Here is a 24465-nt window from a genome sequence, read left to right as displayed (position 1 = left end):
ACTAAGATGGCTTTCGGAAGTCAACGAAAATTTGGTGTGGTAAAAGGTCAATCAGCTTATCTTTGCAGCATGTCTTTAGCCACCTCCAAAAATTACCAAATCAGCCCATGGGTAGTCATGATTGCATTTGCAGTGCTAGTTGGTCCCTTTGCATTGAACTTCCACATGCACTATCCAGATGAGATGTACTACACCGATGCGGCAGTCAAAATGCTACAAAACGGAGACTATTTGACTACTTACCTAGGCAGTGGTGAGCTCAGGTTCAAAAAACCTATTGGAACCTACTGGACAGTTCTAGCCGGATTCAAGCTATTTGGCGTTACCCCTTTTGCATCCAGATTTTTCTTCTTGATTGCCGGGGCAATGACTATTGGATTTACGTACTGGACAGCAAAAGTTTTATTTGAGGACAAGCGAATAGCTGGACTTTCTGCACTGATAATGGCTTCAAATCCTGTCTTAATCTTCAGTGCTACACGATCCATTCCTGACGTATTACTTGTACTGACCATGACCGCAAGTGCAGTGGGATTTGCAGGGTTGATCCGCTTTGGCGACGCTTCCCCGAAGAAATATCTATGGATTCTTTACATCAGTTTGGCTCTGGCGTTTGAAGTAAAAGGGCTCCCTGCTGCTGCTTTGGGGGGAATTGGATTGATTTATTTACTTTTCAATCCTTGGAAAAAAGTCTCATTCAACACGCTTTTCCATTTTCCTTCCATTTTGGTCAGCGTATGTATTGGCCTGTTTTGGTTTTTGGCCATGTGGAAAATTCACGGTCCCACATACTTAGATAGTTTTCTGGAAGACCAAGTGGGCAGGCGAGTAGCTTCACGTTACTTGCTCATTATACAACATGCTTTTCTAGCTCTGGGAATTCTGATTTTGATCTTTTTGCCCTGGGTACTTTTTGCTCTTGCAAAAGCTAAAAAATCGATTACAATTGCCAGAAAAGAAGATCCTGCTTTTTTTTGGTTTGCGATACTTTGGGGCTTGGCAATACTTGGAATGGGAGCCATGACCAGCAAATTCTATGAGCGTTATTTGCTTCCTGTAGCTCCAGTATTGTCTATTTTATTAGCATGGATTCTAGTAAGAGCAGAATTTGAAAGCAAAAGAACTGGCTTAAAAATCACCAGCTGGTTTTTCCTTATCCTGAACTCAATCGTTTTTCTCTTTAGCCTTTGGCTGAATATCAGCCTAGGCGCATCTTTCCTTGTTTGGATACAATTTGGGTTAGCGCTGCTTATCTTACTTTACCTAGGACGACTAACTGTAAAGGACATAAAGCTTCCAAAAGCTATTGCATATGGATTCCTGCTACTTTTCTTCTTGATCTCTACCGGAACTTACCAGATTTCTTTGCCCGATCAAGGCCAGCAGTTCAAAGCCTTTGCAGCACAAGAGAGTATTGATCCGACAGTTAAAATAGGATTCTTAGGAAACCTCCATACCAGCAGCAAAATAAGAATTGGTCTTGGCACTGACTACCAACTGATCGATTTGCCAAGCAAAGCGTTTAGAGACAAAATCGGGAGTTTTAACCACCTGATCGTAGAGGACAAATATCTGGATTCTATTGATGCATCTGGTTTCAAGATGCGGGTAGCCTCTGTAAACTGGGCTTCACGTGCCATTCCCTATTTGTTGAAAAATGCGGGGAATGCCAATTTCAAGCAGATTTTAGACGAAAAAGGTCAGAAATATTATTGGTTGGATAGACTCGAGTAGAAAGTATTTGCTAAAATACACCTTAATAGGTTTCAGACTGATAAGGGTTGAATTTTTGCAATTTCCTCCAAACTTGAATTTTTGCAATTCGGTGTGGCTCATCTCTGAATGTAATCGGCAACTCTTCTTCATACATCAATTCCTGAAATTCGGCAAATTGACCTAGGGAATCGTAATTCCAGCTCACGAAAATACCCACATCCTCTTTGCCTACAAATTGCTCTAAACCTGGCCAAAGATCAAATTGATTTTTTCGCGAACCCATATTCAACATGTAGGTTTGGGGATGCTCAGGAAGGTAAAATGACAGCTCCGACGCCATATGATAGGTTTCTGAAAATACAAAAGCATCTTCCAGTCCCAAACTATCCTGTAGCGTTGCCAAGCGGTCTGCTAAGGGCTGATAACCTGACATTCTCCTGAAGGCCGACTTCTCTGCTTTTTTGATCGCTGTAATACTTTTCATATAAGTAAAATCAGGTAGTAGAAAAAACAAAGGCAAACCAATACTTAGACCCACTCCCCAATTTCGGATCCTTTTCAATGTCAGGCTCTGATCGCAAACCCAAGCGGCCATCAGAATCGCCAAACTACTATAAGCAAACACAGGCCAATTCACTTCAATCGAAGTAATAAGACTCAAGAATCCAAAACCAGCCCATGACAGCACTGCAGGCAAAAGTAGGTAGATCTTAAACTGATCTGGTTTCCTAATGAAATTTCTAAAAGCAGCTACAAAAAGAGGAAGCAAGAATATGGAAATCATCGCCAGCTGTCCTCCCAAATACTCAAAGAATCGGGCAATTGCCTTTCCAGCATCAAAAGCTTCCGACTTTCCCCCGCCTCCACTCAGCGCTGCCAAGTGCTTAAATGTGTCGAAATTATTCTGCCAATTCCAGATTAAAGCTGGGATAAATCCTAGCAAACTGATCAACAGAAATAGGAAATAATGCTTGCTTTGGGCTTTCCAGGTTTTGGTATAAAGCAGATAGATAAGCAGGAATGGAAAAATTAATACCATGACCATTTTTGACATAAGGCCAAATGCAGTAGCTATACCGGCATAAATCCACCAAGATCTCTTTCCATCTTCAATACCTCTATAGGCTAGATAAATACTTAAAGCCCAAAAAAAAGTGAGTGAGGAATCCGTCATATGAAAAGTAGAGGCCAGCCACCATAAGGGCATAGCTTGTAAAATCATTGCAGACCAAAACCCAACTTTAGGTGAGTAGAGATGTTTTCCAAAAAGAAATGTCACCCAAGCTATCCCCACTCCACATAAAATCGCATTTATCCGAACACCAAGTTCCGTATTACCCAATAAGCCAGTGCTGATATAATTAAGAACAGCTACCAGGGGTGGTTTAGAGTAATAATGCCAGGCCATATTCTGAGACCAAAGCCAGTATTGTGCCTCTTCTGTGAATAGGTCAATTTCTGGCCGCAGGGTAAATACAATCTTGGCGATCACAAGCAAAAGGGAAATAATCCAGAAATAGATACTGTAGCTGATAGCTCTTTGCATTGACAAGGAATTAGAACAAAAAAAAGCATCTCCCATTCCTGAGAGATGCTACAAATTTAGCCAAGCTAGCCTATTACTGTTTGGCCAGCACTACTTTTTCTTTGTGTTTTTTAATCTGGCGTCTTAAACCTTCAATAGCATCATCAGAAGCCGCTTCGAATGAATCTGCTTGATTCTTTGCGAAGAATTGCTTTCCAGGTACGTTCATTTTGATTTCTACAATTTTATTGGCGTTGTTGTCATTTTTGTCAAGCCTCAAAAAAACTTCTCCGTCTATAATTTGATCATAATAAGTATCCAGTTTGTCCGCTTTTCTCTGAATAAAGTCGATCAATTTGTGATCGGCGTCAAAATGGATGGAGTGCATCTGCAGTTTCATATTGATTTGCATTTAGTGGTGAACAAATTATTTATTTTATGCTTTGGGATGTGCCTGTTCGAACACGGCCTTAAGTTTTTCCATGGAATTATGCGTGTACACCTGGGTGGCCGCGAGATTTGCATGACCTAGCAAGTCCTTTACAGCGTTCAGATCCGCGCCTTTGTTAAGAAGATGAGTAGCAAAAGTATGTCTCAGCACATGTGGGCTGCGCTTCGATGTCTGCGCAAAAAGATCTAAATACTGCCTGACGATACGAAAAATCATCATAGGGTAACTTTGCTTTTGTTTATTGCTGACAATAAAATAGTCACTTTGACTTACTTTTGAAAACCTTTCCTCAAATACTTTTTTATACAGCAAAATATTCTGTTTTAAACCTTTTGTAATAGGAATTATTCTTTCTTTTTTTCTCTTACCAAGCACCTTCACTGCATCCTCGATTAGATTAATGTCTGACCATTGTAACCCAATTAATTCTGAAAGCCTGACGCCAGTGAGGTAAAGAAACTCCATCACCATTTTGTCTCGCTGTCCTTCGAAAGTTGGCTCGTAAACGTTTTCATCTAAAACGGATTTTATCGCGTCTTCTTGTACAAATTCAGGAAGTTTCTTCGGGTTTTTAAGTCCTTTTAACTTATACGTTGGATCCTTGGAAATGATCCTAGATCTCAGTAAAAACTTGTAATACGATCTCAGTGTGGCGATTTTACGGTTGACAGAAGTAGTGCTTAACCCTCTATCTACCAGATCGATTACCCATGCCCGAAGGGCTGGATGTTGGGCTTCAGAAATTTCATTTATTTCGAAAGAAAGAGCCACAAACTCTTCAAATTGCGTCAGATCCCGACGATACGCATCTACCGTATGCGGGCTGGCTTTCTTCTCAAACTCTAAATAATTGACGAAAGAATCGATCATATGTCAGGTAACTCAGGAGATAAGTTAGGGGAAAAAACAACAAATGATACTCATCGAAATCACTAAGAGGCATAAAAAAACGCACCTGCCTGATGGCAAGTGCGTTCAATATCGGAAGATCAAAACTGATTACTTCGCTGCCTCTTCTTGAAGATGCTGCTTGTAAGCCGCTTTGATTACTTGTGCTCTTCTTTTAATGGAGGGCTTAGTGAAAGCTTGCCTCGCACGAAGTTCACGGACTGCACCAGTCTTGTCAAACTTCTTCTTGAAACGCTTTAGCGCTTTCTCGATTGATTCGTTCTCTTTTACGTTAACTATGATCATATCTATACACCCCCTTTCGTGGGCACAAAGGTATTGATAATATTGTAAAAACAATAACAGCGCCCACAATAAACTCTTTTTAAGACCCTTGGTAAGTAGGGTGATTTGCCAATTTTTATCTCAAGTCTCATTGATATAGACGTGAACATCAATAATCCACTCAAGAGCTATTATGGCATTTGCCATCCTAATCTCATTATTCTCCCTATCCACCAAATGATTTTACCGAGAAAATAGAATGGTTCAAGGAGGCTAAACTGGGCATCTTGATCCATTGGGGTATTTATTCTGTCTAGATTGGTCTCATCCAGAATATGACAGAAATACTAAAGAGACTTTACGATATAAAAAGGACCTTTACGGCTTCAAAATTTGTGGACTTCAACTTCCCGTAATTAAGAAATTGCTAAATTCTATTGGACTTCTTCGCTTCAAATCGATTGAAGGTCAGGTAGCTATAGCCGCGCATATAGCGCCAGTAAGCTTCGGATTGAAGATTCCAAAAATAAAAATTTTGTAAACTTTCCGTAATCAATAAAAACACAATTATTTGATTTATAGTTAATTGTGTTTTTTTATTGTAAACTTACTGATTAAAATCATTTTTTAAAATACCATTTTTAGATTACTTTATGTAATCTTTACAGCATCCGCATATTTTTAAACCAACATAAAATGAGCACACAGATCCCCATTAAAGTTCCGCCCCGAACATACACGCAAGATGAAGCATTCGAAGCTTCCCAATCCTATTTTAAAGGAGATGATCTAGCGGCACGTGTGTGGATCAATAAATATGCACTTAAGGACTCAGCAGGCAACCTATATGAATTGACGCCAAACGACATGCATACTAGAATTGCAAAAGAACTGGCAAGAATTGAATCTCGATATCCAAACCCACTTTCAGAAGAAGAAATTTTTGATCTGATAAAAGATTTCAAATACATTGTGCCTCAGGGAAGCCCAATGGCAGGAATTGGAAATCCATACCAAATAGCCTCACTTTCTAATTGCTTTGTAATAGGAAATAACGGTGAATCAGATTCCTACGGAGGCATCATGAAAATAGATCAGGAGCAGGTTCAATTGATGAAGCGACGTGGTGGTGTAGGCCATGACTTATCTCATATTCGACCAAAGGGTTCTCCTGTCAAAAACTCAGCACTCACTTCTACCGGTATTGTTCCATTTATGGAGCGCTACTCCAACTCTACCCGAGAAGTAGCTCAGGACGGACGTCGTGGCGCGCTTATGTTGTCTGTTTCTATAAATCATCCGGATTCTGAGGATTTTATCGACGCCAAATTGGAGCAAGGAAAAGTCACTGGGGCAAATGTATCTGTGAGGATAGATGACCAATTCATGAAAGCCGTGAAAGCAAACACGGATTATGTTCAGAAATATCCAATTTTCAGCGAAACGCCGAAGTTTACTAAGACTATAGAAGCGACGAAAATATGGAAAAAGATTGTCCATAACGCGTGGAAATCCGCCGAACCTGGAATTCTCTTTTGGGACACAATCATCAATGAATCTGTGCCGGATTGCTACGCAGATCTCGGTTACAAGACAGTTTCTACCAACCCTTGCGGAGAGATCCCGCTTTGTCCTTACGATTCCTGCCGCTTGCTGGCGATTAATCTTTTCTCTTACGTAGAGAATCCATTCTCTTCCCTGGCAAGTTTCAACTTTGAGTTGTTCAAAAAGCATGTTCATGCAGCACAACGCATCATGGATGATATTATCGATCTAGAACTGGAGAAAATCGATGCAATCATAGCAAAAATAGACGCAGATCCTGAACAGGATGAGGTAAAAGCTACCGAACGTAATCTATGGCTGAATATCCAAAAGAAAGCTAATGAAGGCCGCCGAACAGGCATAGGCATCACTGCCGAAGGTGACATGGTAGCAGCCTTAGGAATCAGATACGGAAGCAAAGAAGGAAACGAATTCTCTGTGGAAGTACACAAAACTTTAGCTATTGAAGCCTACAGAGCCTCAGTTTACACGGCCAAAGACAGAGGAGCATTTGCTATTTTCGATGCAGAGCGAGAAAAAAACAATCCTTTCATCCAGCGCTTGAAAGAAGCAGATGACAAGCTCTACTATGAGATGCTGGAATATGGAAGAAGAAATATTGCGTTACTAACTATCGCACCTACTGGCACGACCAGCTTGATGACACAGACATCCTCTGGTATTGAGCCAGTATTTATGCCAGTATATAAGCGTAGAAGAAAAGTCAATCCAAATGACAAAAACGTCCGAGTAGATTTCGTAGATGAGCTGGGTGATTCTTGGGAGGAATACGTGGTTTTCCACCATAGGTTTAAGCAATGGATGGAAGTCAACGGAATAGATTCATCCAAAAACTTTGCGCAAGCAGAGCTAGATGAGATCGTGAAAACATCTCCTTACTACCTGGCTACTTCCAATGATGTGGACTGGATGAGCAAGGTAAACATGCAGGGAGCCGTGCAAAAGTGGGTTGATCACTCGATCTCTGTGACGATCAATCTTCCAAACGATGCTACCGAAGAACTCGTAGGACAACTTTACATGGAAGCCTGGGAAGCTGGCTGCAAAGGCGTGACAGTATATAGAGACGGATCAAGATCAGGCGTTTTAATTTCTAATGAGGTGAAAAAAGAAGAAGAAAAAGAAGAGCTAGTAGGCTCTATCGCTCCTTTCCCTACCAAACGCCCACAAATATTGGAAGCTGACGTAGTTCGCTTCCAAAACAACAAGGAAAAATGGATTGCATTCATAGGTCTTATCGACGGAAGACCTTATGAAGTCTTTACCGGCTTGGCAGATGACGAAGATGGTATCCTAATCCCTAGATGGGCAAACAAAGGTGTGATCATCAAAAACAGAAATGAAGATGGCAGCTCACGCTATGACTTCCAGTATAAGAATATGCGAGGATACAAGACGACCATAGAAGGCTTGTCGCATAAGTTTGATCCAGAGTACTGGAACTATGCGAAGCTCATCTCCAGCACACTTCGCTATGGAATGCCGATAGAAAAGATTGTAGATCTGATCAACAGCCTTCAACTAGATAGCGAATCTATCAATACCTGGAAAAACGGTGTGGTGCGAGCGGTGAAGCGCTATGTAGAAGATGGTACGAAGGCCAAAGGACAAACCTGTGAGCAATGTAATTCTGCTAATTTGATTTATCAGGAAGGTTGCTTGACTTGTAAGGACTGTGGTTCTTCTAAGTGTGGCTGATCTGTGAATTCACTAGTATTAAAAAAAGGAGGAAGCTTTCTGGCTTTCTTTTTTTGTTTAGGCGAAAGCTGAACAGCTAATCATTTCTCTATCTGCTTCAAATCTTAGCGTATTGGCTATTATTCAATGAATTTAAAATACACACGCTAGCCTAATTCTTAGCGCCTTCCTTATGGCTACCCTAACCCAAAAAAAGGTCTCCTATTCACACAGGAGACCTTTTTATATGTAGTTAATGAATTGCTTATGCGACTACTTTCTCAGCCAGCAATACAATCACATTATCTTTTACCTCGACTACTCCGCCATCCACGATCATGGATTGCTTGCCTTCCGGAGTGGTAAAGGAAACTGTTCCCTTTGCCAGAGCTGATACGATAGGAGCGTGATTATTCAGCACTTGAAATGATCCATTCGCACCAGGAAAACTGGCCTCGGATACTTCACCCTGAAATACTTTTTTGTCCGGTGTGACGATTTCTAAATGCATGGAATTTTTATAGATTGGAGACTTCGCTTAGAAAAAACATCAGCGAAAACCCTCCGGTAAAATATTAAAATATTGCTAGTTGTTGGTTGGTTGTTACCAGAACTCACAACCAACAACTCACATCTAATTTATCTAACTTCAGCCAACAATTTCTCTCCCTTAGCAATTGCATCTTCGATGCTACCTACCAAGTTGAAAGCTGCCTCTGGAAGGTGATCTAACTCACCGTCCATGATCATGGTGAAACCTTTGATCGTGTCTTTGATATCTACCAATACACCTTTCAAGCCTGTAAACTGCTCCGCCACAAAGAAAGGTTGGGAAAGGAAACGCTGTACTCGTCTTGCTCTATGAACGACTTGCTTATCCTCTTCAGACAGCTCTTCCATACCCAAGATCGCAATGATATCCTGCAATTCTTTGTAACGCTGAAGAATCTCCTTCACACGCTGTGCGCAATTGTAGTGTTCGTCTCCAATAATGTCGGCAGACATAATTCGTGAAGATGATTCCAAAGGATCCACCGCTGGATAAATTCCTAATTCTGCAATCTTACGAGAAAGTGAAGTCGTCGCATCCAAGTGGGCGAAAGTCGTCGCCGGAGCCGGATCTGTCAAATCATCAGCAGGAACATATACAGCCTGAACAGAAGTAATTGAACCACGCTTAGTAGAAGTAATTCGCTCCTGCATGGCTCCCATTTCTGTAGCCAAAGTTGGTTGGTAGCCTACCGCAGATGGCATACGTCCAAGAAGTGCGGACACTTCAGAACCTGCCTGAGTGAATCGGAAGATATTGTCGATAAAGAATAGGATATCCTTACCTGCGCCATCACCTTCGCCATCTCTATAATATTCTGCCAAAGTCAAACCTGTCAAAGCCACACGTGCACGCGCCCCTGGAGGCTCGTTCATCTGTCCGAAAACAAAGGTTGCTTTAGAGTCTTCTAATTTTTTCAAATCAACTTTAGAAAGATCCCATCCACCTTCTTCTTCAAGGCTATGGACGAAGTCATCACCGTAAGTCACGATGCCTGATTCGATCATCTCTCTCAACAAGTCATTTCCTTCTCTTGTTCTTTCACCTACCCCTGCAAAAACAGATAGACCTGCATATGCTTTCGCGATGTTGTTGATCAATTCCTGAATCAATACAGTTTTACCTACACCGGCACCACCAAACAACCCGATCTTACCACCTTTTGCATAAGGCTCGATCAAGTCAATTACTTTGATACCTGTAAAAAGTACTTCTGTAGCCGTAGAAAGATCTTCGAAGCGCGGAGCAGATCTGTGTATTGGAAGTCTCTTTCCTGCTGGTATTGGAGGAAGACCATCGATAGCTTCGCCAACCACGTTGAAAAGACGGCCTTTGATAGCCTCTCCAGTAGGAACTGAAATAGGCTCACCAAGATCTCTTACTTCCATGCCACGAACCATCCCTTCAGATGAGTCCATTGCGATAGTTCTCACTCGATCTTCACCCAGGTGCTGTTGAACTTCCATTACGACCACTTGGCCATTTTCTTTGGTAACTTCTACCGCGTCAAGGATGTTAGGCAGCTTGCCGCCTTCGAAGGAAACGTCCACTACGGGCCCGATCACTTGAGTTATCTTTCCAATATTTGCCATTTGATAATTGAAATGTAAAAAGGATATGCTTTTTGAATTCGACCGCAAAATTAACCAATAATGCCTAAACCCAAAGGATATTTGGGAAATAATCTACAGCTTCTCAATTAATTGTCAATCAATAGCCTTGAAGAGCCTCACTTTCCAAAATTTAATCCAAAACCCTTCTCGCAAATAAAAATGCTTTTGACCAATAATTATTACTAAGAAAATCTTCCGAAACACCCAAGGATGTAGAGGAGTGGATAAACCGCACATCGTCACGCGAAGTCTCCGTCACAATCCCTGAATGTGTGACTTGCTTCCTTCTTTTACCCGTAGCGAAAAACAACACATCACCGGGTTTGATCTCTTTCGTACGAATACTCTTGCCCATTTTACTTTGATCCGTTGACATTCTCGGCATCGTAATTCCCACTGAATGAAAAGAATGATAAACCAGCGCTGAGCAATCCATTCCTGACCGGGTAGTCCCACCATACTTATATGGCGTTCCAGAGTAGCTTCTAGCGGTCTTAATCACCGAATTAAACGGCTCACGCGCTACCTTCTTTTTGGATGCGCAGGAAGTAGCGAGCATCATTCCCAATACAAGAAAAAAAGCGGTAAAACGGAATTGTTTGCGCAGCATAGTGGTTTATGTTCCTTCAAGTATAAGTCGAAGCGTGACAGGAATCAATCTTTTTTTATCAAAAAAGTGATTCATTTTGGTAACTTAACGAGCACAATCGAAGATTATGAGCAAAGAAGAATTCGCCAACCTTCCTTTCCACAAAAAAATAACTACTCTCTACGCGGAAGGCACCTTTGTAGTGGGTATTCGCTATTACAAGCACAAGGTGAATTTATATTTGTTGGAGAGTGAATACGTGGAAGTCTTCTACAATCATAAGCAGGACAAAATCGATAAAATTGACTTTTTGCCTCGTGATCATACCCGGATGAAATTCTATTTAGATCAGATTAAATTGGCTTGAGTTTTCCCGCTGATCAGCGCAGAAAAGGACGCTGATCTAAGCTGATTTTTAATTTACAAGCCATTCTTTTTGCGATCATCTGAGGTAGTTATCTGCGACAATCTGCTGGAAATAACAGAAAATTCGAGTAATTCGTACCTTTAATTCAGATACCTATGAAGAGAAAAATTGCCTTGGTCACGGGCGGATATACCGGAGAGTCTGTGATCTCATTGAAAAGTGCCGCTGTGGTGGAAAAAACCATCGATAGAGCTCTTTATGATGTATATAAAATCCTGATCTATCCTGGAGATTGGCATTTTCTCAGTGCGGCAGGAGAAAAAATTCCGGTGGACTTGAATGACTTCAGTATTACGATTGGCGATGATAAAATCACTTTTGACGGAGTCTTTAATATTCTTCATGGCTCACCAGGGGAAGATGGCAAGCTTGCCGGATACTTCGATATGATCGGTATTCCTTACACTACGTGTGATCAGCTTAGCTCTGCCATCACCATGAATAAGGGCTACACCAAAGCTATTGTGGACGATATCGAAGAACTGCATATTGCCAAATCACTTCAACTCTTTGAGAACTCAATTACAATTCTCAAGCGAGTGGAAGATGAGCTGACTTTACCGCTTTTCATTAAACCCAACAATGGGGGGAGCTCTATAGGAATGAGTAAGGTAAAAACTTGGGAAGAATTGCCAGAAGCACTGGAAAAAGCTTTTGCAGAAGACACCCAAGTGCTTGTAGAAGAATTCGTGTCTGGAAGAGAATTCTCTATTGGATGCTATAAGGGAAAGGGAGAAATCACTGTTCTTCCCCCTACTGAAATCGTGAGCAGCAAAGAGTTTTTTGACTTCGAAGCCAAATACGTGGCCGGAGTAACTGAGGAAATCACACCTGGCCGTCAATCTCAGGAAGAGCTTGCGCGTGTCAACCGTATTATTCCGAAGATCTATGCCAAGCTAAACTGTAAAGGCGCGATCCGTGTCGATTACTTTCTACAAAATGAAACTGGTAAATTTTACTTTATAGAAGTAAACACCGTTCCTGGCCAAACCGAAACAAGCTTAATTTCCCAGCAAGTGCGTGCGGCAGGAATGGAAGTGAAGGGTTTTTATACCGAGCTGATTGAAGAGATGTTTTAAAGACCGAAGTTTGTTGACCGAAGACCGAAGTAAAAACAAAGGCTTCCGAAAAATCGGAAGCCTTTGTTTTTATAGTTCAAATGTTTTTTTGATTCTATCCACATAGTCTAATTTTTCCCAAGTGAATAACTCCACATCAAGTTTGATCGCATCTCGGTAAGGAGAATAGAAAGTCTTCGTGACAACTTCGTTGGTTCTTCCCATGTGACCATAGGCGGCAGTTTCCTCATAAATTGGATTACGTAGCTTCAGGCGCTGCTCTATCGCATAAGGACGCATATCGAAGAGCTCTTCGATTTTCTTCGCGATGGCACCATCGTGCATAGCCACTTTGGAAGTTCCGTAGGTATTGATATAAATCCCCATTGGCTTAGCAACTCCAATAGCATAAGAAACCTGTACCAAAACTTCATCTGCAAGGCCGGCAGCCACCATGTTCTTAGCAATATGACGCGTGGCATAAGCAGCAGAACGGTCCACTTTAGAAGGATCTTTTCCGGAGAAGGCTCCTCCTCCGTGAGCACCTTTACCACCGTAAGTATCTACAATGATTTTTCTTCCAGTCAAACCTGTATCTCCGTGAGGTCCACCAATCACAAATTTTCCAGTTGGGTTGATGTGGTATTTAATTTCGGAAGTGAATAGCTTTTGTATATCTGGTTTCAGCTTAGCAATAACTCTTGGGATCAAGATCGAAATAATATCAGACTTGATTTTGGCAAGCATTTTTTCTTCCTCGTCAAAATCATCATGCTGAGTAGATACGACAATCGCATCAATTCGCTCAGGCACATTATCATCGCTGTATTCGATAGTAACCTGAGCTTTAGAGTCAGGACGTATGTAAGTAATGTCCTTATTTTCCCTTCTCAATTCCGCCAATTCACGAAGGATCATATGAGAAAGATCCAATGCCAATGGCATGTAATTCTCAGTTTCGTTGGTTGCGTACCCAAACATCATTCCTTGGTCACCTGCGCCTTGGTCTTCTGGATTTTGACGAACTACGCCTTGGTTGATCTCGGAAGATTGCTCATGAATGGCAGAAAGGACACCACAAGAATTACCTTCAAACATATATTCACTTTTGGTGTAGCCAATTTTATTGATGACATCACGGGCGATTTTCTGCACATCTAGGTAGATATCAGAATTCACCTCACCTGCAAGAATCACCTGACCTGTCGTCACCAGCGTCTCACAAGCTACCTTCGAATTTGGGTCAAAAGCCAAAAAATTATCAATTAATGCGTCAGAGATTTGATCTGCGATTTTATCTGGATGCCCCTCAGATACGGACTCTGAGGTAAATAGATATGCCATAAATAGATGTTGGTAATGCGTATTTTAAAGTAATCCCAAAAATACGTGAACTGGGTGAAATAAAAAACTGCCGGTACTGGTTGATTAAAGATTGTTGTAATGGCTGGTTCAACCCTTCTTTACCAGCCCCTCAGTGATCTCATTCATTGCTTTCACCTTGTATTCAAAATCACCTTTCAGCGTATCCCGGTAAGCGTTCAGATTATCTAACAAGTCATCAATTTCTTCGGGCAGCACCTCTTCCAACAATTGACGAAGTCGCTTGGCAGCGGTAGGAGATTTGCCATTCGTGCTAATAGCGATCTTCAAGTTTCCTTTGGTGACTATGCCACCCAAATAAAAGTCACATAAATCCGGAGTATCAGCCACATTCACCAGCAAAAAGCGCTCTTTGGCTTCATCCCTGATTTGTCGATTAACTGGTTTATCATCCGTAGCGGCGATCACTATATGCTTTCCTCCAAGATACTTTTCGTGGTACACATCCTCAATTACAGTCACAGAATCTGTCGTGGAAGCAAGATCCAAAAAAGACTGGGAGAATTCCCTCGAAACTGCCGTAACCTGAGCTTTTGGGCTTGATTTCAGCAAAAATTGTAGCTTTTCTGTACCCACATTTCCCCCTCCAATGAGGAGCACGTTGAGTTCATGAACTTTCAGAAATATGGGATAGAGATGATTCATTTTAAAGTATCAAGATGATAGATTCAAGATAATAGACTAAGTCAACTGCACTTTTTTACTTGGTGGCCGATAGTAATTTCAGAATTCAAATTAGGTTGAAAGGTTCCTGGGCGAGAAAGTCTCTCCATCGAAATCACCTATTTGCAGGTTCTTTTCTTCGGTCTTCCTTTTACTGTCTTCCAGCTCCTAAAGCCACTTCTCGGTACAACTCGGCCAATTTCATGCTTTCCCGTACTACTTCTCCGATGATGATGATTGCCGGGGCTTCCACTTTGGCATCTTCAGCCTTTTTTTCAATATCAGAAATGAAGCCTGCCACGATTTTCTCCTCACGGGTTGTGCCGCTCTGTATAATCGCTATCGGCAAATCAGCTTTCCCAAACTTACTATAAACACGCGAAATTTCAGCCAACTTTCGTGTCCCCATCAGCACGACGACCGTAGCTGTGGATTGCGCTGCCAAGGCCAAATCCTTCGAAAGTTCACCAGCTGAAGTAGTGCCAGTCACTACCCAGAAACTCTCGGAAACTCCACGTTTGGTCACTGGAATTCCCGCAGATGCGGGAACAGCGATAGCCGAGGTAATTCCTGGAATCAGTTCTGTAGTAATCCCAAAAGCTTCTATATATTCTATTTCCTCTGATCCACGCCCGAAGACAAATGGATCTCCTCCTTTGAGGCGTACCACATGACCATATTTTTTGGCCAAGCTGACGCAAAGCTGATTGGTGTCTTTTTGGGGCTGGGAATGCCTTCCAACACGCTTTCCCACAAAGAATTTGTGTGCTGCCTCAGGTGCATGATCCAGCAACACAGGATCAATCAGCGCATCATACAAGACAACATCGGCTTTGTTCAGTGCCAAAACGGCCTTGAGGGTGATCAACTCAGGATCACCCGGACCAGCTCCGACCAGCGTTACTTTTGGGTGAATTATTGGTTTCATGCAGTCACCTCTTCCTCACGGTAGCTTTTCAGTAAACCATAGATTTCCAAAGCCTGCGCAGCATATGCATTAGCAAACTCTTCCGTAGGCTCATGTTGATTGATCTGGTAGATCTTTTCTGCAAATGATCCACCCAAATCAATTTTTCCGCTGGCAATGAAAGCTTCGTCAAACTGAGCTATAATATTTGCATAGGAATTGGCACTCAGGCTTTCACTTAGCAAAATCGCTTTTGCAGCATTGATCAAGCCAGCATAGTGGTGATAGATACTATCTGACCAACGGCCTTCTTCCAAACATTTCTGTGCGGTGTCGATTTTCTCTTTTGCTTCCAAAAGCAACGTAGCCACCAAGTCAAGTACCACACCGGCACATTCACCCACGCCAACAGCAATTTTATATTCCTCAGTATTTCCCCAATCCACATAATCGGCTGGAGTCACGGTAGATGCATCGCCTAGTTCCTTCAACAGTTCATAGAAATAGATCTGACCCTTTTCGTCATAATAGCTGAGAAAGTCCAGTCCGTTTGCATTTGCATCATAGTCATCCAGCAAAACTCTCAAGGCTTGAGGACCTCTTTTACTTGGGATTTTGGTGACTTTATCTGCAAATCGTCCGCTTCCATCTCCCATATTACCACCCCCAAGCAGCACTTGAAGTGCAGGAATAACAACTTTTCCGGATTTCATAGACATGCCCTGAAAACCAATGTGCGCCATATTATGCTGACCACAGGCATTCATACAGCCCGAGATCTTGATTACCAAATCCTGATTTTTCAGGTATTGTGGGTACTCGGCTAGAATTACTTTTTCCAATTCAGCTGCAATGCCTGTAGAGCTCGCAATCCCGAGATTACAAGTGTCTGTTCCAGGACAAGCTGTGATATCTCCCAGTGTATTGTAGCCCGCAGCTGCCAAGCCGATTTCCTTCAATTCCTTATAGAAATATGGGACCAAATCTTCGCGAACGTCACGGATCAGGAAGTTTTGACGAAGGGTAAAACGGACTTCTGAACTAGCATATTTCTCCACCAAATCAGCCAATTTTCTAGCCTGATCTGTGTAAAAATCACCTAGTGTAACTCTTACTCCTACCGATACAAATCCCTTTTGCTTTTGGGGTAAAATATTGGTGAGTTTGAAATGCTCAAAATCCAATCCAAGCTCTTCCTGAACAGGCTCAGCTGGAGCATCAGGAAGCTTTTGTGCAGCGTCATAAGACTCAATATCAATTGGATAAGATTTGAAAGGAAGTGCTTTCTTCTCATTTTCTACCAATTCCAGAAATGCTTCCAGACCTATATCTTTGATCAAGTATTTCATTCTGGCTTTCATTCGCTTCGCACGCTCGCCATGTCGGTCAAAGATCCTGATCACTGCTTCCGCAAAAGGAATAATCTGATCTGCTTCTACAAATTCAGAAAACACATCCGCATGTCTAGGCTGGGAACCCAAGCCTCCACCAAGCATCACTTTAAATCCACGTACTTCGGTACCGTCGATCACTTTCACTTTTGGGATAAAGCCCAAATCATGTAGATAGCTCAGTCCTGTATCTTCATCTGAGGAAGAGAAGGAAATTTTAAATTTCCTACCCATTTCCTGAGAGATTGGATTTCTCAAAAAGTATTTGAAAACAGCATCTGCATAAGGAGTCACGTCAAATGGCTCGTTGGGGTCGATGCCCGCTGTCTCGGAGGCCGTCACGTTTCTTATTGTATTTCCACAGGCTTCTCGAATAGTCACATCATCCCGCTCCAATTCCGCCCATAACTCAGGAGTACGATCCAAACTCACGTAATGAATCTGTATATCTTGACGCGTGGTAATGTGTAATCTTCCCGTAGAGTATTCATCAGAAACCTTGCAAATCCTGCGAAGTTGATCTGAAGAAACACGGCCATACGGCAATTTGATACGGATCATCTGCACACCCGGCTGACGCTGGCCATAAATACCACGTGCCAGACGAAGGCTACGGAATTTTTCCTCATCTATATTACCACCGTTGAAAAGTGCAATTTTCTTTTCTAAATCGATGATATCTTGTTCTACTATAGGATTTTCTAGTTCAGTTCTAAAGCTCTGCATGGCTGTAATAAGTTTAAATGGTAAGGGCTGGAAGTTTGAGGATTATCGCTGGAAGTTTTCCTGCAACTGTCTCTAAATTTTTCAAATCTTGAAATTTTGAATTTATTCTATAAATCCAACCGAAACTGTATCGTACTCCGCTTCATCAATTAGGATAAAACTCCCATTTGACTTATTTGAATGATAGGAATCAAAGTGGATAGGTTTGCTCAAGCGGAAATGAACCCTTCCGATATCATTCAGTTTAAGCTGCACCGCTTCTTCGGTTCCTGTAAAATCCGTATGAATTCTGGATTCAATCTGATCCACTTTTGCCATCACACGGTTTACACCATGTTGCAAAATATATTTTCCGCCTACTCTTAGCGGCTTATTATTTACTTGACAAATGGTAGCGGTCAGTCGCTTTTCACTAGTCGGTAATTCTCCACTTTTCACCAGCATATCCCCACGGCTCAAATCCACCTCTGTTTCCAAGGTGATTGCTATGGAACTCCCAGGAGCCGCTTCTTGAATCTCCTGATCAAAATAGTGGATACTTTTGATCCTCGAAGTATTCAGCGAAGGCAATAGCGTTACTTCATCGCCTACTTTTAAGTTACCTCCATAGAGCATTCCCGAGAAACCTCTGAAGTCATGCCAAGCTTCCGTTTTGGGACGAATGACATATTGCACAGGGAATCTGGCTACAGAACTTACTTCCAAATCAGATGGTTCCAACACTTCCAAATGATCCAACAGTGTGTTCCCCACATACCAAGGCATCTCTTCCGACTGACGAGCGATATTTTCCCCTTTCAATGCTGAAACAGGAATAAATGTGATCTGATTTTCGGTAAAATCTGACTTTGCCACCAAGGCATCAAAATCAGCTTTAATTTTTAGATAAACTTCCTCATCATAATCCACAAGGTCCATCTTGTTGATCGCTACGACCACATGACTGATTCGAAGTAAATTGGCAATAAAGAAATGACGATAGGTCTGCTCGATCACACCTTTTCTCGCATCGATAAGGATAATCGCAACTTGCGAAGTTGAAGCTCCAGTCACCATATTTCGAGTGTACTCCACATGACCGGGAGTATCGGCTACGATGAAATTTGTCTTCGCAGTATTGAAGTAAATATGAGCTACATCAATTGTGATTCCTTGCTCACGCTCAGCTACCAAGCCGTCAGTAGCTAAAGAGAAATCCAGGTAATCGTATCCGCGTTGCTTGGAGCTACGCTCGATTGCTTCGATTTTATCAGTAGTCAGGGACTTGGTGTCGTATAGTAATCGCCCGATCAGTGTACTTTTGCCGTCATCGACAGAACCTGCAGTGGCGATTTTTATAAGTTTTCTATTTTCAGACATGTTGTTCGGTTTTTAGATAATCTTGAATTTGTGATAATACTGCTACTTCTCGTCACTGCGAACGAAGTGCAGCAGTCAAGTTGGTTTGAGATTGCTTTGTCGTGGCACCTCCTCCTCGCAAAGACGTTCCTAATTCTAAAAGTACCCGACTTTCTTCCTCGTCTCCATCGCAGCTTCGGATCGCTTATCATCGATCCTGGCACCTCGCTCCGAAATCGTAGAATCTCTGATTTCCCCTACTACATCGTCTAGCGTTACGGCTTCCGAAAACACAGCTGCGGTACAGGTCATATCGCCCACCGTTCTGAATCGCACCATTTTTACCATCACTTCCTCATGCTCTTCTCTATACACATGCTCATTGGCAGTCCAGATCATTCCGTCACGGAGGAATACCTCACGCTCATGCGCAAAATAGATGGAAGGAATCTCGATATTTTCAGTTTTGATATATTCCCACACATCCAATTCAGTCCAATTGGAAATAGGAAAACAGCGTACATTCTGCCCTACGTGTATTTTCCCATTTAGCATGTCAAAAAGCTCCGGACGTTGATTTTTCTCATCCCATTGGCCAAAGTCATCCCGTACTGAGAAAACCCTTTCTTTGGCTCTTGCCTTTTCCTCATCTCTTCTGGCTCCACCGATACAAGCATCAAACTTGAATTCTTCGATGGCATCCAAAAGCGTGGTAGTTTGAAGTGCGTTTCTGCTTGAATATCTTCCGCGCTCTTCACGAACTTTGCCTTGGTCAATAGAATCCTGCACATTGCGCACAATCAGCTCCAGGCCAAGTTCTTCTACAAGTCTGTCCCGGAATTCTATGGTCTCCGGAAAATTATGACCAGTATCCACATGCAATAATGGGAAAGGAATTCTCGCCGGGTAAAAAGCCTTCTGAGCTAGTCTCACTAGCGTGATGGAGTCTTTCCCTCCGGAAAAAAGCAAAACCGGACGCTCAAACTGCGCCGCCACTTCACGAATGATGTGGATGGATTCTGCTTCTTTAGGATTAGGTATTAATAGGTTGTTCATTTCCTTACTATTTATGTCTTCTGGTTGTCTTCATCATTCGCAATTCGATATTCATCATTCTTAATTTTTTAATATTGAATGAAGAATGTTGAATTATGAATACCGAAGTTCTCATGTCTTATGAGTAAAATCTAACGTCTTACTTGGCGTGAAGCCCACACTCCTTTTTCGAATCTTCCCACCACCAGCGGCCTGCACGGGCCTCTTCCCCTTGCATAATCGCCCGTGTACAAGGTGCACAGCCGATGCTGATAAAACCTTTATCATGAAGCGGATTGTAGGGAATGTTCTTTTCTTTTATGTATGCAATCATTTGCTCGAAAGTCCAGTCCAGCAATGGATTGAATTTGATAATCTGATTAGCTTCGTCCCATTCGATACGTTTCATATCATTACGATTGGTAGACTGCTCGGAGCGAAGTCCAGTCACCCATACCTCATTTCCGGCTAAAGCTCTTCTTAAAGGCTCCACTTTGCGGACAAAACAGCAGGATTTCCTATTTTCCACTGATTCATAAAAACCATTGATGCCTATATCAGAAACCAACTTTTCTACAGAATCGGTAGTAGGATAATATACTTTAATGTTTTGCTTGTATTTGGCTTCGGTTCTGGAGAGCAAGTCTAACGTCTCTGGAAAAAGCCTTCCTGTATCCAGAGAAAATATCTGAACAGGAATATTTCCACCGGCGATGAGCTGGGTGATCACCTGATCTTCCTGACCCAAGGAGGTAGAAAAAGTGACTTTCCCGGGAAATAAATCCGCGATCAACGCCAATCCTTCTTGTGCGCTCAGTTGCTCCAACTGAGCTTCTAACTCATGCAAATTCTTTCTCTGTATCATCGGATTCTACTTTTGAGACGCTTTCCCAAGCTCGCTCATGGAAATAATACAAGATAATTTTAGAAAATACTTCAACCGAACCGATGGAAATCGCCATCACGAGCTGTCCTGTCACGAAATACGAGATAATGATCGTATCTATCGTACCGACGATTCTCCAGGAGATCGACTTCAGCAAGCTCTTCGCATTGCTATCTTTTCCCGGTTTACCGGCAAACAGCTTTTTGAGTGGTTGGTCTAAAATCATACTATAATATTACGAAGGTAAAGCACAAAAGTATATAAACCCTATAAAATATGTAGGGTTAATGACAAAAAAATTTCACTCTTCTTTCAAAATATCCTCCAAGGTCTTGTTTTCCAGTATTTTAAGGGTTTCATCTCTCACTTGAATCATTACCCTATTTATCCCACAGACTGCCTCATTCTTGCATTCATCACAGGGTTCGTAATAATTCAAACTCACACAAGGAAGTAAAGCAATCGGTCCATCCAGTAAACGGATTACACGGGAAAGCGGAATATCTTTGGGTTCTTTGATCAGGTAATAACCTCCGCCTTTACCTTTTTTGCTTCCCAGCATTCCAGCCTTTTTGAGTTCCAATAAGATGTTCTCCAAAAATTTATGGGAGATTCCATGCTCTTCGGCAATCTCTTGGATCAGAACTGTCTTCTCATCTTTATGCCTGCCCAGATAGGTCAGGGCATGTAGCGCATATTTGGTCTTTTTGGAAAGCATAGACAAAAATAAGCTTTTTCGGTTAATACCCTAGTACGGAGGTAGGCTTTGATATATACGACAAAAAAAATGAGGTTATCTCAAAACTCAATTGAGTGCCCTAATAATCAGATAATTAGGATTGAACTCAGATACGTACCCGAAAAAAGCAGAGGCTGTCCCTACTTACGAGACAGCCCCATTATTCTATTTGCAATTATTTGACCCTATTTAAAGCAATTCCACACTTCTCTTCACAAAGGCAGTCAGGTCTTTACCTGTTAGCAAGCCTTGGGAAAGAAGTGCCAGATCAAATGCCTGTTTGGCTATTTTAGTCTTCTCTTCTTCAGTTTCGGCTTTCAATACTTTATCCACCACTGGGTGGTTTCCGTTGATCGCTACTTTGTAAGCATCAGGGAGTGAACCATAGAAGCCCATTCCTCCGCCACCAGTAGCTGCCATTTCCTTCATTCTGCGCATGAATTCTTCCATGGTGATCGTCACCGGAAGTTCCTCTGGACTCAGCCCTTCCACTTCTACTGTGTAAGTCTTGTTGTTGATCGCTTTATCGAAGATTTCTTTCACTTCCTTGCTTTGCTCTTCTGTCAGTAAGTTAGCATAGGTCTCGTCCTTTTGGATCAGCTTTTCAGCCACATCAGCATCCACACGCTTCAGCTGCGTTTTCTCCAATTTAGATTCCAAGTTCTGGATAAAATGGCTGTCAATCGGAGAATCCATCACCAATACATCGTAATCTTTTTTATTGGCAGATTGGATAAAACTGTCTTGCTTATCCAAATCTGTCGCATACAAGATAACCGCCTGCTCATTCTTATCGGTCTGATTTGGTTTCACTTTAGCCTGATATTCTTCTATAGTGAAAAACTCTCCTTTGGTATTTTTCAGCAAAGCAAAGTCTTTTCCTTTTTCATAGAATTTCTCTTCAGAGATCATTCCGTATTTCACGAAAAGCCCGATATCATCCCACTTATCTTCGTAGGCTTTTCTGTCTTTTTTGTAAAGTTCAGCAAGCTTATCAGCCACTTTCTTGGTGATATAAGAATTAATTTTCTTCACATTGCCATCCGCTTGCAAAAAGCTTCTGGACACGTTCAGAGGAATATCCGGAGAATCAATCACGCCATGAAGCAACATCAAGAATTCAGGGACAATGTCTTTTACCTCATCGGTGATAAATACCTGGCGACTGAATAATTTGATCTTGTTACGCTGAAGTTCGAATTCGTTCTTCACTTTTGGGAAATATAAAACCCCCGTCAAGTTGAATGGATAATCCACGTTCAGATGAATCCAGAAAAGTGGATCCTCAGACATAGGATAAAGCTCCTTATAGAATTTCAGATAATCCTCATCTGTCAGATCGCTCGGAGATTTGGTCCAGATAGGAGCAGTAGTATTAATAAAATTGTCAATTTCTACTGACTTCCATTTCTTCTCACCCTTGTCATCTACTCCATCCTCAACAGATTCGGTTTTAGTGCCAAATTTGATCGGGACAGGAAGGAACTTCGCGTATTTGTCAAGAATTCCCTGAAGTTTCCATTTGTCCAAGAACTCTTCAGAATCCTTGTTGATATGTAGAATAACGTCTGTTCCGCGATCCTTTCTTTTTCCTTTAGCAATTTCGAAAGAAGTAGAACCGTCACAGGTCCATTTAGCTGCTTCCGCACCCTCTTGGTAAGAAAGTGAATTGATTTCTACCTTATCGGCAACCATAAAAGCTGAGTAGAAACCCAAACCAAATTTACCAATGATCTCATTGGCATCTTTGGCATCCTTAAATTTCTCTACAAACTCCTCTGCTCCAGAGAAAGCAATTTGGTTGATGTACTTTTTGATTTCCTCAGCAGTCATCCCAAGACCTCGGTCCGAGATGGTGATGGTTTTCTTCTTCTCGTCGAAACTCACTTCGACCGTAGTGTCACCAAGTTCGCCTGTGTACTGACCTAATGTCGCTAAACGCTTGATTTTTTGGGTCGCATCAACGGCGTTGGAAACAAGTTCTCTTAGAAAAATCTCGTTATCAGAATAGAGAAACTTCTTGATAATCGGGAAAATGTTCTCGGTATGAATCGAGATCGTGCCTTTTTCCTGCATGGCTATAAATTAGTTTAAGTTAAACACCTGTTTGTCGGACACAGAAATGCAACTGTTGTTCCAAAGCAGTTTTGGTGTCATTTTGGCAGTTTCGATTTCGGATGTATGCTATCGGATTTACGATTTGCCTGACGAAATCTGAAATCCAAAATCCAAAATCAATATCTTTGGCCATGTGGAAAGAAATCTCGATTCTCATTAGTAAAGAAGTCACCCTAGAGTGGCGACAGAAATTCGCGCTGAATGGGATTTTGCTTTATGTGGTTTCCGCTGTTTTCATCACCTATTTGAGTGTGGGTGCCAAACAGGGGAACATTTCCGCTCCGACCTGGAATGCATTGTATTGGATTATAATTCTTTTCTCGGCTGTGAATGCAGTAGCCAAAAGCTTTGTCCAAGAGCATCAGGGCCGCCAACTTTATTACTACATGATTGCTTCACCCGAAGCGATTATCCTCTCCAAAATCATCTACAATACAGGTCTAACGCTGATTTTGGCGCTGTTGGGGTATGTGGTTTTCTCGGTGATTCTGAGCAATCCTGTTCAAGACCAAGGTCTATTCCTACTCAATTTGGTTCTGGGTGCGATGGGGTTTTCTGCGAGTTTGACAATGGTAAGCGGTATCGCTTCCAAAGCTGGTAATAATGCCACGCTGATGGCGATATTAAGTTTTCCTGTCATCATACCGATCCTGCTGATGGCGATCCGAATTTCCAAAAACGCTTTGGACGGTTTGGACTGGAGTGTAAGTGTAGATAAACTCGTGACATTGTTAGCGATCAATGCAATCGTCGCTGTAACCGGGTTTATTTTGTTTCCTTATTTGTGGCGTTCATAAGATTTTAAAATTAAAAAAATGTAGGTCTTCAAAAAAATCTATTGCCTCAGAAAAGCTTTTGTCAGAAGTAAATCCCTGAAGCAATTTGCTCAGGCCGATTAATTTGAATCACAAAATTTATCTAAAATAGTTTCGAA

General features: G+C 41.9%; 23 protein-coding genes. 6 read left to right on the top strand and 17 right to left on the bottom strand.

Annotation, left to right across the window (positions count from 1 at the left end; genetic code table 11):
* Positions 1-6 precede the first annotated feature (6 nt).
* Positions 7-1734: an ArnT family glycosyltransferase gene (locus U3A58_RS03480; RefSeq protein ID WP_323821996.1), complete on the top strand. Its 1728-nt coding sequence runs from the start codon at positions 7-9 to the stop codon at positions 1732-1734.
* Between the two features lie 22 nt (positions 1735-1756).
* Here U3A58_RS03480 and U3A58_RS03475 read toward each other — a convergent pair whose 3' ends face one another.
* From U3A58_RS03475 to rpsU, 4 genes are all read right to left on the bottom strand, one after another.
* A complete protein-coding gene (locus U3A58_RS03475; RefSeq protein WP_323821995.1) occupies positions 1757-3262 on the bottom strand; it encodes an ArnT family glycosyltransferase in 1506 nt (501 codons plus the stop codon).
* A 73-nt stretch (positions 3263-3335) separates the two neighbouring features.
* Positions 3336-3641, bottom strand: a complete 306-nt coding sequence (hpf, locus tag U3A58_RS03470) for a ribosome hibernation-promoting factor, HPF/YfiA family (RefSeq protein ID WP_323821994.1) — start codon at positions 3639-3641, stop codon at positions 3336-3338.
* 36 nt (positions 3642-3677) lie between these two features.
* Positions 3678-4562 (bottom strand): tyrosine-type recombinase/integrase, encoded by an 885-nt coding sequence (locus U3A58_RS03465; protein ID WP_323821993.1) that lies wholly within the window; start codon positions 4560-4562, stop codon positions 3678-3680.
* Positions 4563-4691: 129 nt separating this feature from the next.
* Entirely contained in the window at positions 4692-4886 is a 195-nt protein-coding gene (gene rpsU, locus U3A58_RS03460) for a 30S ribosomal protein S21 (protein WP_057940466.1), read from the bottom strand.
* 233 nt (positions 4887-5119) lie between these two features.
* On the opposite strand from rpsU, the gene U3A58_RS21755 reads away from it, so the two are divergent.
* Together U3A58_RS21755 and U3A58_RS03455 are read left to right on the top strand one after the other, a co-directional pair.
* Positions 5120-5182 (top strand): alpha-L-fucosidase, encoded by a 63-nt coding sequence (locus U3A58_RS21755; protein WP_416377279.1) that lies wholly within the window; start codon positions 5120-5122, stop codon positions 5180-5182.
* Positions 5183-5561: 379 nt separating this feature from the next.
* Entirely contained in the window at positions 5562-8129 is a 2568-nt protein-coding gene (locus U3A58_RS03455; protein WP_323821992.1) for an adenosylcobalamin-dependent ribonucleoside-diphosphate reductase, read from the top strand.
* 244 nt (positions 8130-8373) lie between these two features.
* On the opposite strand, the gene atpC is transcribed toward U3A58_RS03455, so the two are convergent.
* The 3 genes from atpC to U3A58_RS03440 form a co-directional block, all read right to left on the bottom strand.
* Positions 8374-8619, bottom strand: coding sequence for an ATP synthase F1 subunit epsilon (gene atpC / locus U3A58_RS03450; RefSeq protein WP_057936785.1), 246 nt, complete (start codon positions 8617-8619; stop codon positions 8374-8376).
* Positions 8620-8747: 128 nt separating this feature from the next.
* Entirely contained in the window at positions 8748-10250 is a 1503-nt protein-coding gene (gene atpD, locus U3A58_RS03445; protein ID WP_323821991.1) for a F0F1 ATP synthase subunit beta, read from the bottom strand.
* Between the two features lie 151 nt (positions 10251-10401).
* Complete coding sequence (locus tag U3A58_RS03440) at positions 10402-10881, bottom strand: C40 family peptidase (protein ID WP_323821990.1); 480 nt, start codon at positions 10879-10881, stop codon at positions 10402-10404.
* Positions 10882-10987: 106 nt separating this feature from the next.
* Here U3A58_RS03440 and U3A58_RS03435 point away from each other — a divergent pair, with 106 nt between their 5' ends.
* Both U3A58_RS03435 and U3A58_RS03430 read left to right on the top strand, forming a co-directional pair.
* Entirely contained in the window at positions 10988-11227 is a 240-nt protein-coding gene (locus U3A58_RS03435) for a hypothetical protein (protein ID WP_323821989.1), read from the top strand.
* Between the two features lie 155 nt (positions 11228-11382).
* Positions 11383-12366 (top strand): D-alanine--D-alanine ligase, encoded by a 984-nt coding sequence (locus tag U3A58_RS03430; RefSeq protein ID WP_323821988.1) that lies wholly within the window; start codon positions 11383-11385, stop codon positions 12364-12366.
* A gap of 69 nt (positions 12367-12435) precedes the next feature.
* Here U3A58_RS03430 and metK read toward each other — a convergent pair whose 3' ends face one another.
* From metK to htpG, 10 genes are all read right to left on the bottom strand, one after another.
* Positions 12436-13689 carry a methionine adenosyltransferase gene (metK, locus tag U3A58_RS03425; protein WP_323821987.1) on the bottom strand — a complete coding sequence of 418 codons (1254 nt, stop codon included), beginning with the start codon at positions 13687-13689 and terminating at the stop codon, positions 12436-12438.
* 108 nt (positions 13690-13797) lie between these two features.
* The gene (locus tag U3A58_RS03420) at positions 13798-14373 is read right to left on the bottom strand and encodes a precorrin-2 dehydrogenase/sirohydrochlorin ferrochelatase family protein (RefSeq protein ID WP_323821986.1); all 576 of its coding nucleotides are present in this window, start codon (positions 14371-14373) and stop codon (positions 13798-13800) included.
* A gap of 169 nt (positions 14374-14542) precedes the next feature.
* Entirely contained in the window at positions 14543-15319 is a 777-nt protein-coding gene (gene cobA / locus U3A58_RS03415) for a uroporphyrinogen-III C-methyltransferase (RefSeq protein ID WP_323821985.1), read from the bottom strand.
* On the bottom strand, positions 15316-17415 hold the full coding sequence (locus U3A58_RS03410) for a nitrite reductase (RefSeq protein WP_323821984.1): 2100 nt from the start codon (positions 17413-17415) through the stop codon (positions 15316-15318). The genes cobA and U3A58_RS03410 overlap by 4 nt, the downstream gene beginning before the upstream one ends.
* A 102-nt stretch (positions 17416-17517) precedes the next feature.
* On the bottom strand, positions 17518-18774 hold the full coding sequence (locus U3A58_RS03405; RefSeq protein WP_323821983.1) for a sulfate adenylyltransferase subunit 1: 1257 nt from the start codon (positions 18772-18774) through the stop codon (positions 17518-17520).
* Positions 18775-18909: 135 nt separating this feature from the next.
* Positions 18910-19809, bottom strand: coding sequence for a sulfate adenylyltransferase subunit CysD (cysD, locus tag U3A58_RS03400; RefSeq protein ID WP_323821982.1), 900 nt, complete (start codon positions 19807-19809; stop codon positions 18910-18912).
* A gap of 139 nt (positions 19810-19948) precedes the next feature.
* Positions 19949-20653, bottom strand: coding sequence for a phosphoadenylyl-sulfate reductase (locus tag U3A58_RS03395; protein ID WP_323821981.1), 705 nt, complete (start codon positions 20651-20653; stop codon positions 19949-19951).
* Complete coding sequence (locus U3A58_RS03390; protein WP_323821980.1) at positions 20628-20900, bottom strand: DUF2061 domain-containing protein; 273 nt, start codon at positions 20898-20900, stop codon at positions 20628-20630. Before U3A58_RS03390 ends, U3A58_RS03395 begins: the two co-directional genes overlap by 26 nt.
* 75 nt (positions 20901-20975) lie before the next feature.
* On the bottom strand, positions 20976-21392 hold the full coding sequence (locus tag U3A58_RS03385) for an RrF2 family transcriptional regulator (RefSeq protein WP_091692533.1): 417 nt from the start codon (positions 21390-21392) through the stop codon (positions 20976-20978).
* A 210-nt stretch (positions 21393-21602) separates the two neighbouring features.
* Positions 21603-23489, bottom strand: a complete 1887-nt coding sequence (htpG, locus tag U3A58_RS03380; protein ID WP_323821979.1) for a molecular chaperone HtpG — start codon at positions 23487-23489, stop codon at positions 21603-21605.
* Positions 23490-23662: 173 nt separating this feature from the next.
* Between htpG and U3A58_RS03375 the strand changes: the two genes are divergently transcribed.
* Positions 23663-24328: a heme exporter protein CcmB gene (locus tag U3A58_RS03375; RefSeq protein WP_323821978.1), complete on the top strand. Its 666-nt coding sequence runs from the start codon at positions 23663-23665 to the stop codon at positions 24326-24328.
* The last annotated feature ends 137 nt before the right edge of the window (positions 24329-24465 follow it).

Source organism: Algoriphagus persicinus (assembly GCF_035156415.1).
GTDB classification, from domain to species: domain Bacteria; phylum Bacteroidota; class Bacteroidia; order Cytophagales; family Cyclobacteriaceae; genus Algoriphagus; species Algoriphagus persicinus.
The sequence above is the reverse complement of the archived record's forward strand: the minus strand, read 5'-3'. Positions and strand labels throughout refer to the sequence as shown.

What these genes read in the sequence shown, in the direction of transcription:
- U3A58_RS03480 (WP_323821996.1), top strand. Translation starts at nt 7, where the DNA reads ATGGCTTTCGGAAGTCAACGAAAATTTGGTGTGGTAAAAGGTCAATCA.
- U3A58_RS03475 (WP_323821995.1), bottom strand. Translation starts at nt 3,262, where the DNA reads ATGCAAAGAGCTATCAGCTACAGTATCTATTTCTGGATTATTTCCCTT.
- hpf (WP_323821994.1), bottom strand. Translation starts at nt 3,641, where the DNA reads ATGAAACTGCAGATGCACTCCATCCATTTTGACGCCGATCACAAATTG.
- U3A58_RS03465 (WP_323821993.1), bottom strand. Translation starts at nt 4,562, where the DNA reads ATGATCGATTCTTTCGTCAATTATTTAGAGTTTGAGAAGAAAGCCAGC.
- rpsU (WP_057940466.1), bottom strand. Translation starts at nt 4,886, where the DNA reads ATGATCATAGTTAACGTAAAAGAGAACGAATCAATCGAGAAAGCGCTA.
- U3A58_RS03455 (WP_323821992.1), top strand. Translation starts at nt 5,562, where the DNA reads ATGAGCACACAGATCCCCATTAAAGTTCCGCCCCGAACATACACGCAA.
- atpC (WP_057936785.1), bottom strand. Translation starts at nt 8,619, where the DNA reads ATGCATTTAGAAATCGTCACACCGGACAAAAAAGTATTTCAGGGTGAA.
- atpD (WP_323821991.1), bottom strand. Translation starts at nt 10,250, where the DNA reads ATGGCAAATATTGGAAAGATAACTCAAGTGATCGGGCCCGTAGTGGAC.
- U3A58_RS03440 (WP_323821990.1), bottom strand. Translation starts at nt 10,881, where the DNA reads ATGCTGCGCAAACAATTCCGTTTTACCGCTTTTTTTCTTGTATTGGGA.
- U3A58_RS03435 (WP_323821989.1), top strand. Translation starts at nt 10,988, where the DNA reads ATGAGCAAAGAAGAATTCGCCAACCTTCCTTTCCACAAAAAAATAACT.
- U3A58_RS03430 (WP_323821988.1), top strand. Translation starts at nt 11,383, where the DNA reads ATGAAGAGAAAAATTGCCTTGGTCACGGGCGGATATACCGGAGAGTCT.
- metK (WP_323821987.1), bottom strand. Translation starts at nt 13,689, where the DNA reads ATGGCATATCTATTTACCTCAGAGTCCGTATCTGAGGGGCATCCAGAT.
- U3A58_RS03420 (WP_323821986.1), bottom strand. Translation starts at nt 14,373, where the DNA reads ATGAATCATCTCTATCCCATATTTCTGAAAGTTCATGAACTCAACGTG.
- cobA (WP_323821985.1), bottom strand. Translation starts at nt 15,319, where the DNA reads ATGAAACCAATAATTCACCCAAAAGTAACGCTGGTCGGAGCTGGTCCG.
- U3A58_RS03410 (WP_323821984.1), bottom strand. Translation starts at nt 17,415, where the DNA reads ATGCAGAGCTTTAGAACTGAACTAGAAAATCCTATAGTAGAACAAGAT.
- U3A58_RS03405 (WP_323821983.1), bottom strand. Translation starts at nt 18,774, where the DNA reads ATGTCTGAAAATAGAAAACTTATAAAAATCGCCACTGCAGGTTCTGTC.
- cysD (WP_323821982.1), bottom strand. Translation starts at nt 19,809, where the DNA reads ATGAACAACCTATTAATACCTAATCCTAAAGAAGCAGAATCCATCCAC.
- U3A58_RS03395 (WP_323821981.1), bottom strand. Translation starts at nt 20,653, where the DNA reads ATGATACAGAGAAAGAATTTGCATGAGTTAGAAGCTCAGTTGGAGCAA.
- U3A58_RS03390 (WP_323821980.1), bottom strand. Translation starts at nt 20,900, where the DNA reads ATGATTTTAGACCAACCACTCAAAAAGCTGTTTGCCGGTAAACCGGGA.
- U3A58_RS03385 (WP_091692533.1), bottom strand. Translation starts at nt 21,392, where the DNA reads ATGCTTTCCAAAAAGACCAAATATGCGCTACATGCCCTGACCTATCTG.
- htpG (WP_323821979.1), bottom strand. Translation starts at nt 23,489, where the DNA reads ATGCAGGAAAAAGGCACGATCTCGATTCATACCGAGAACATTTTCCCG.
- U3A58_RS03375 (WP_323821978.1), top strand. Translation starts at nt 23,663, where the DNA reads ATGTGGAAAGAAATCTCGATTCTCATTAGTAAAGAAGTCACCCTAGAG.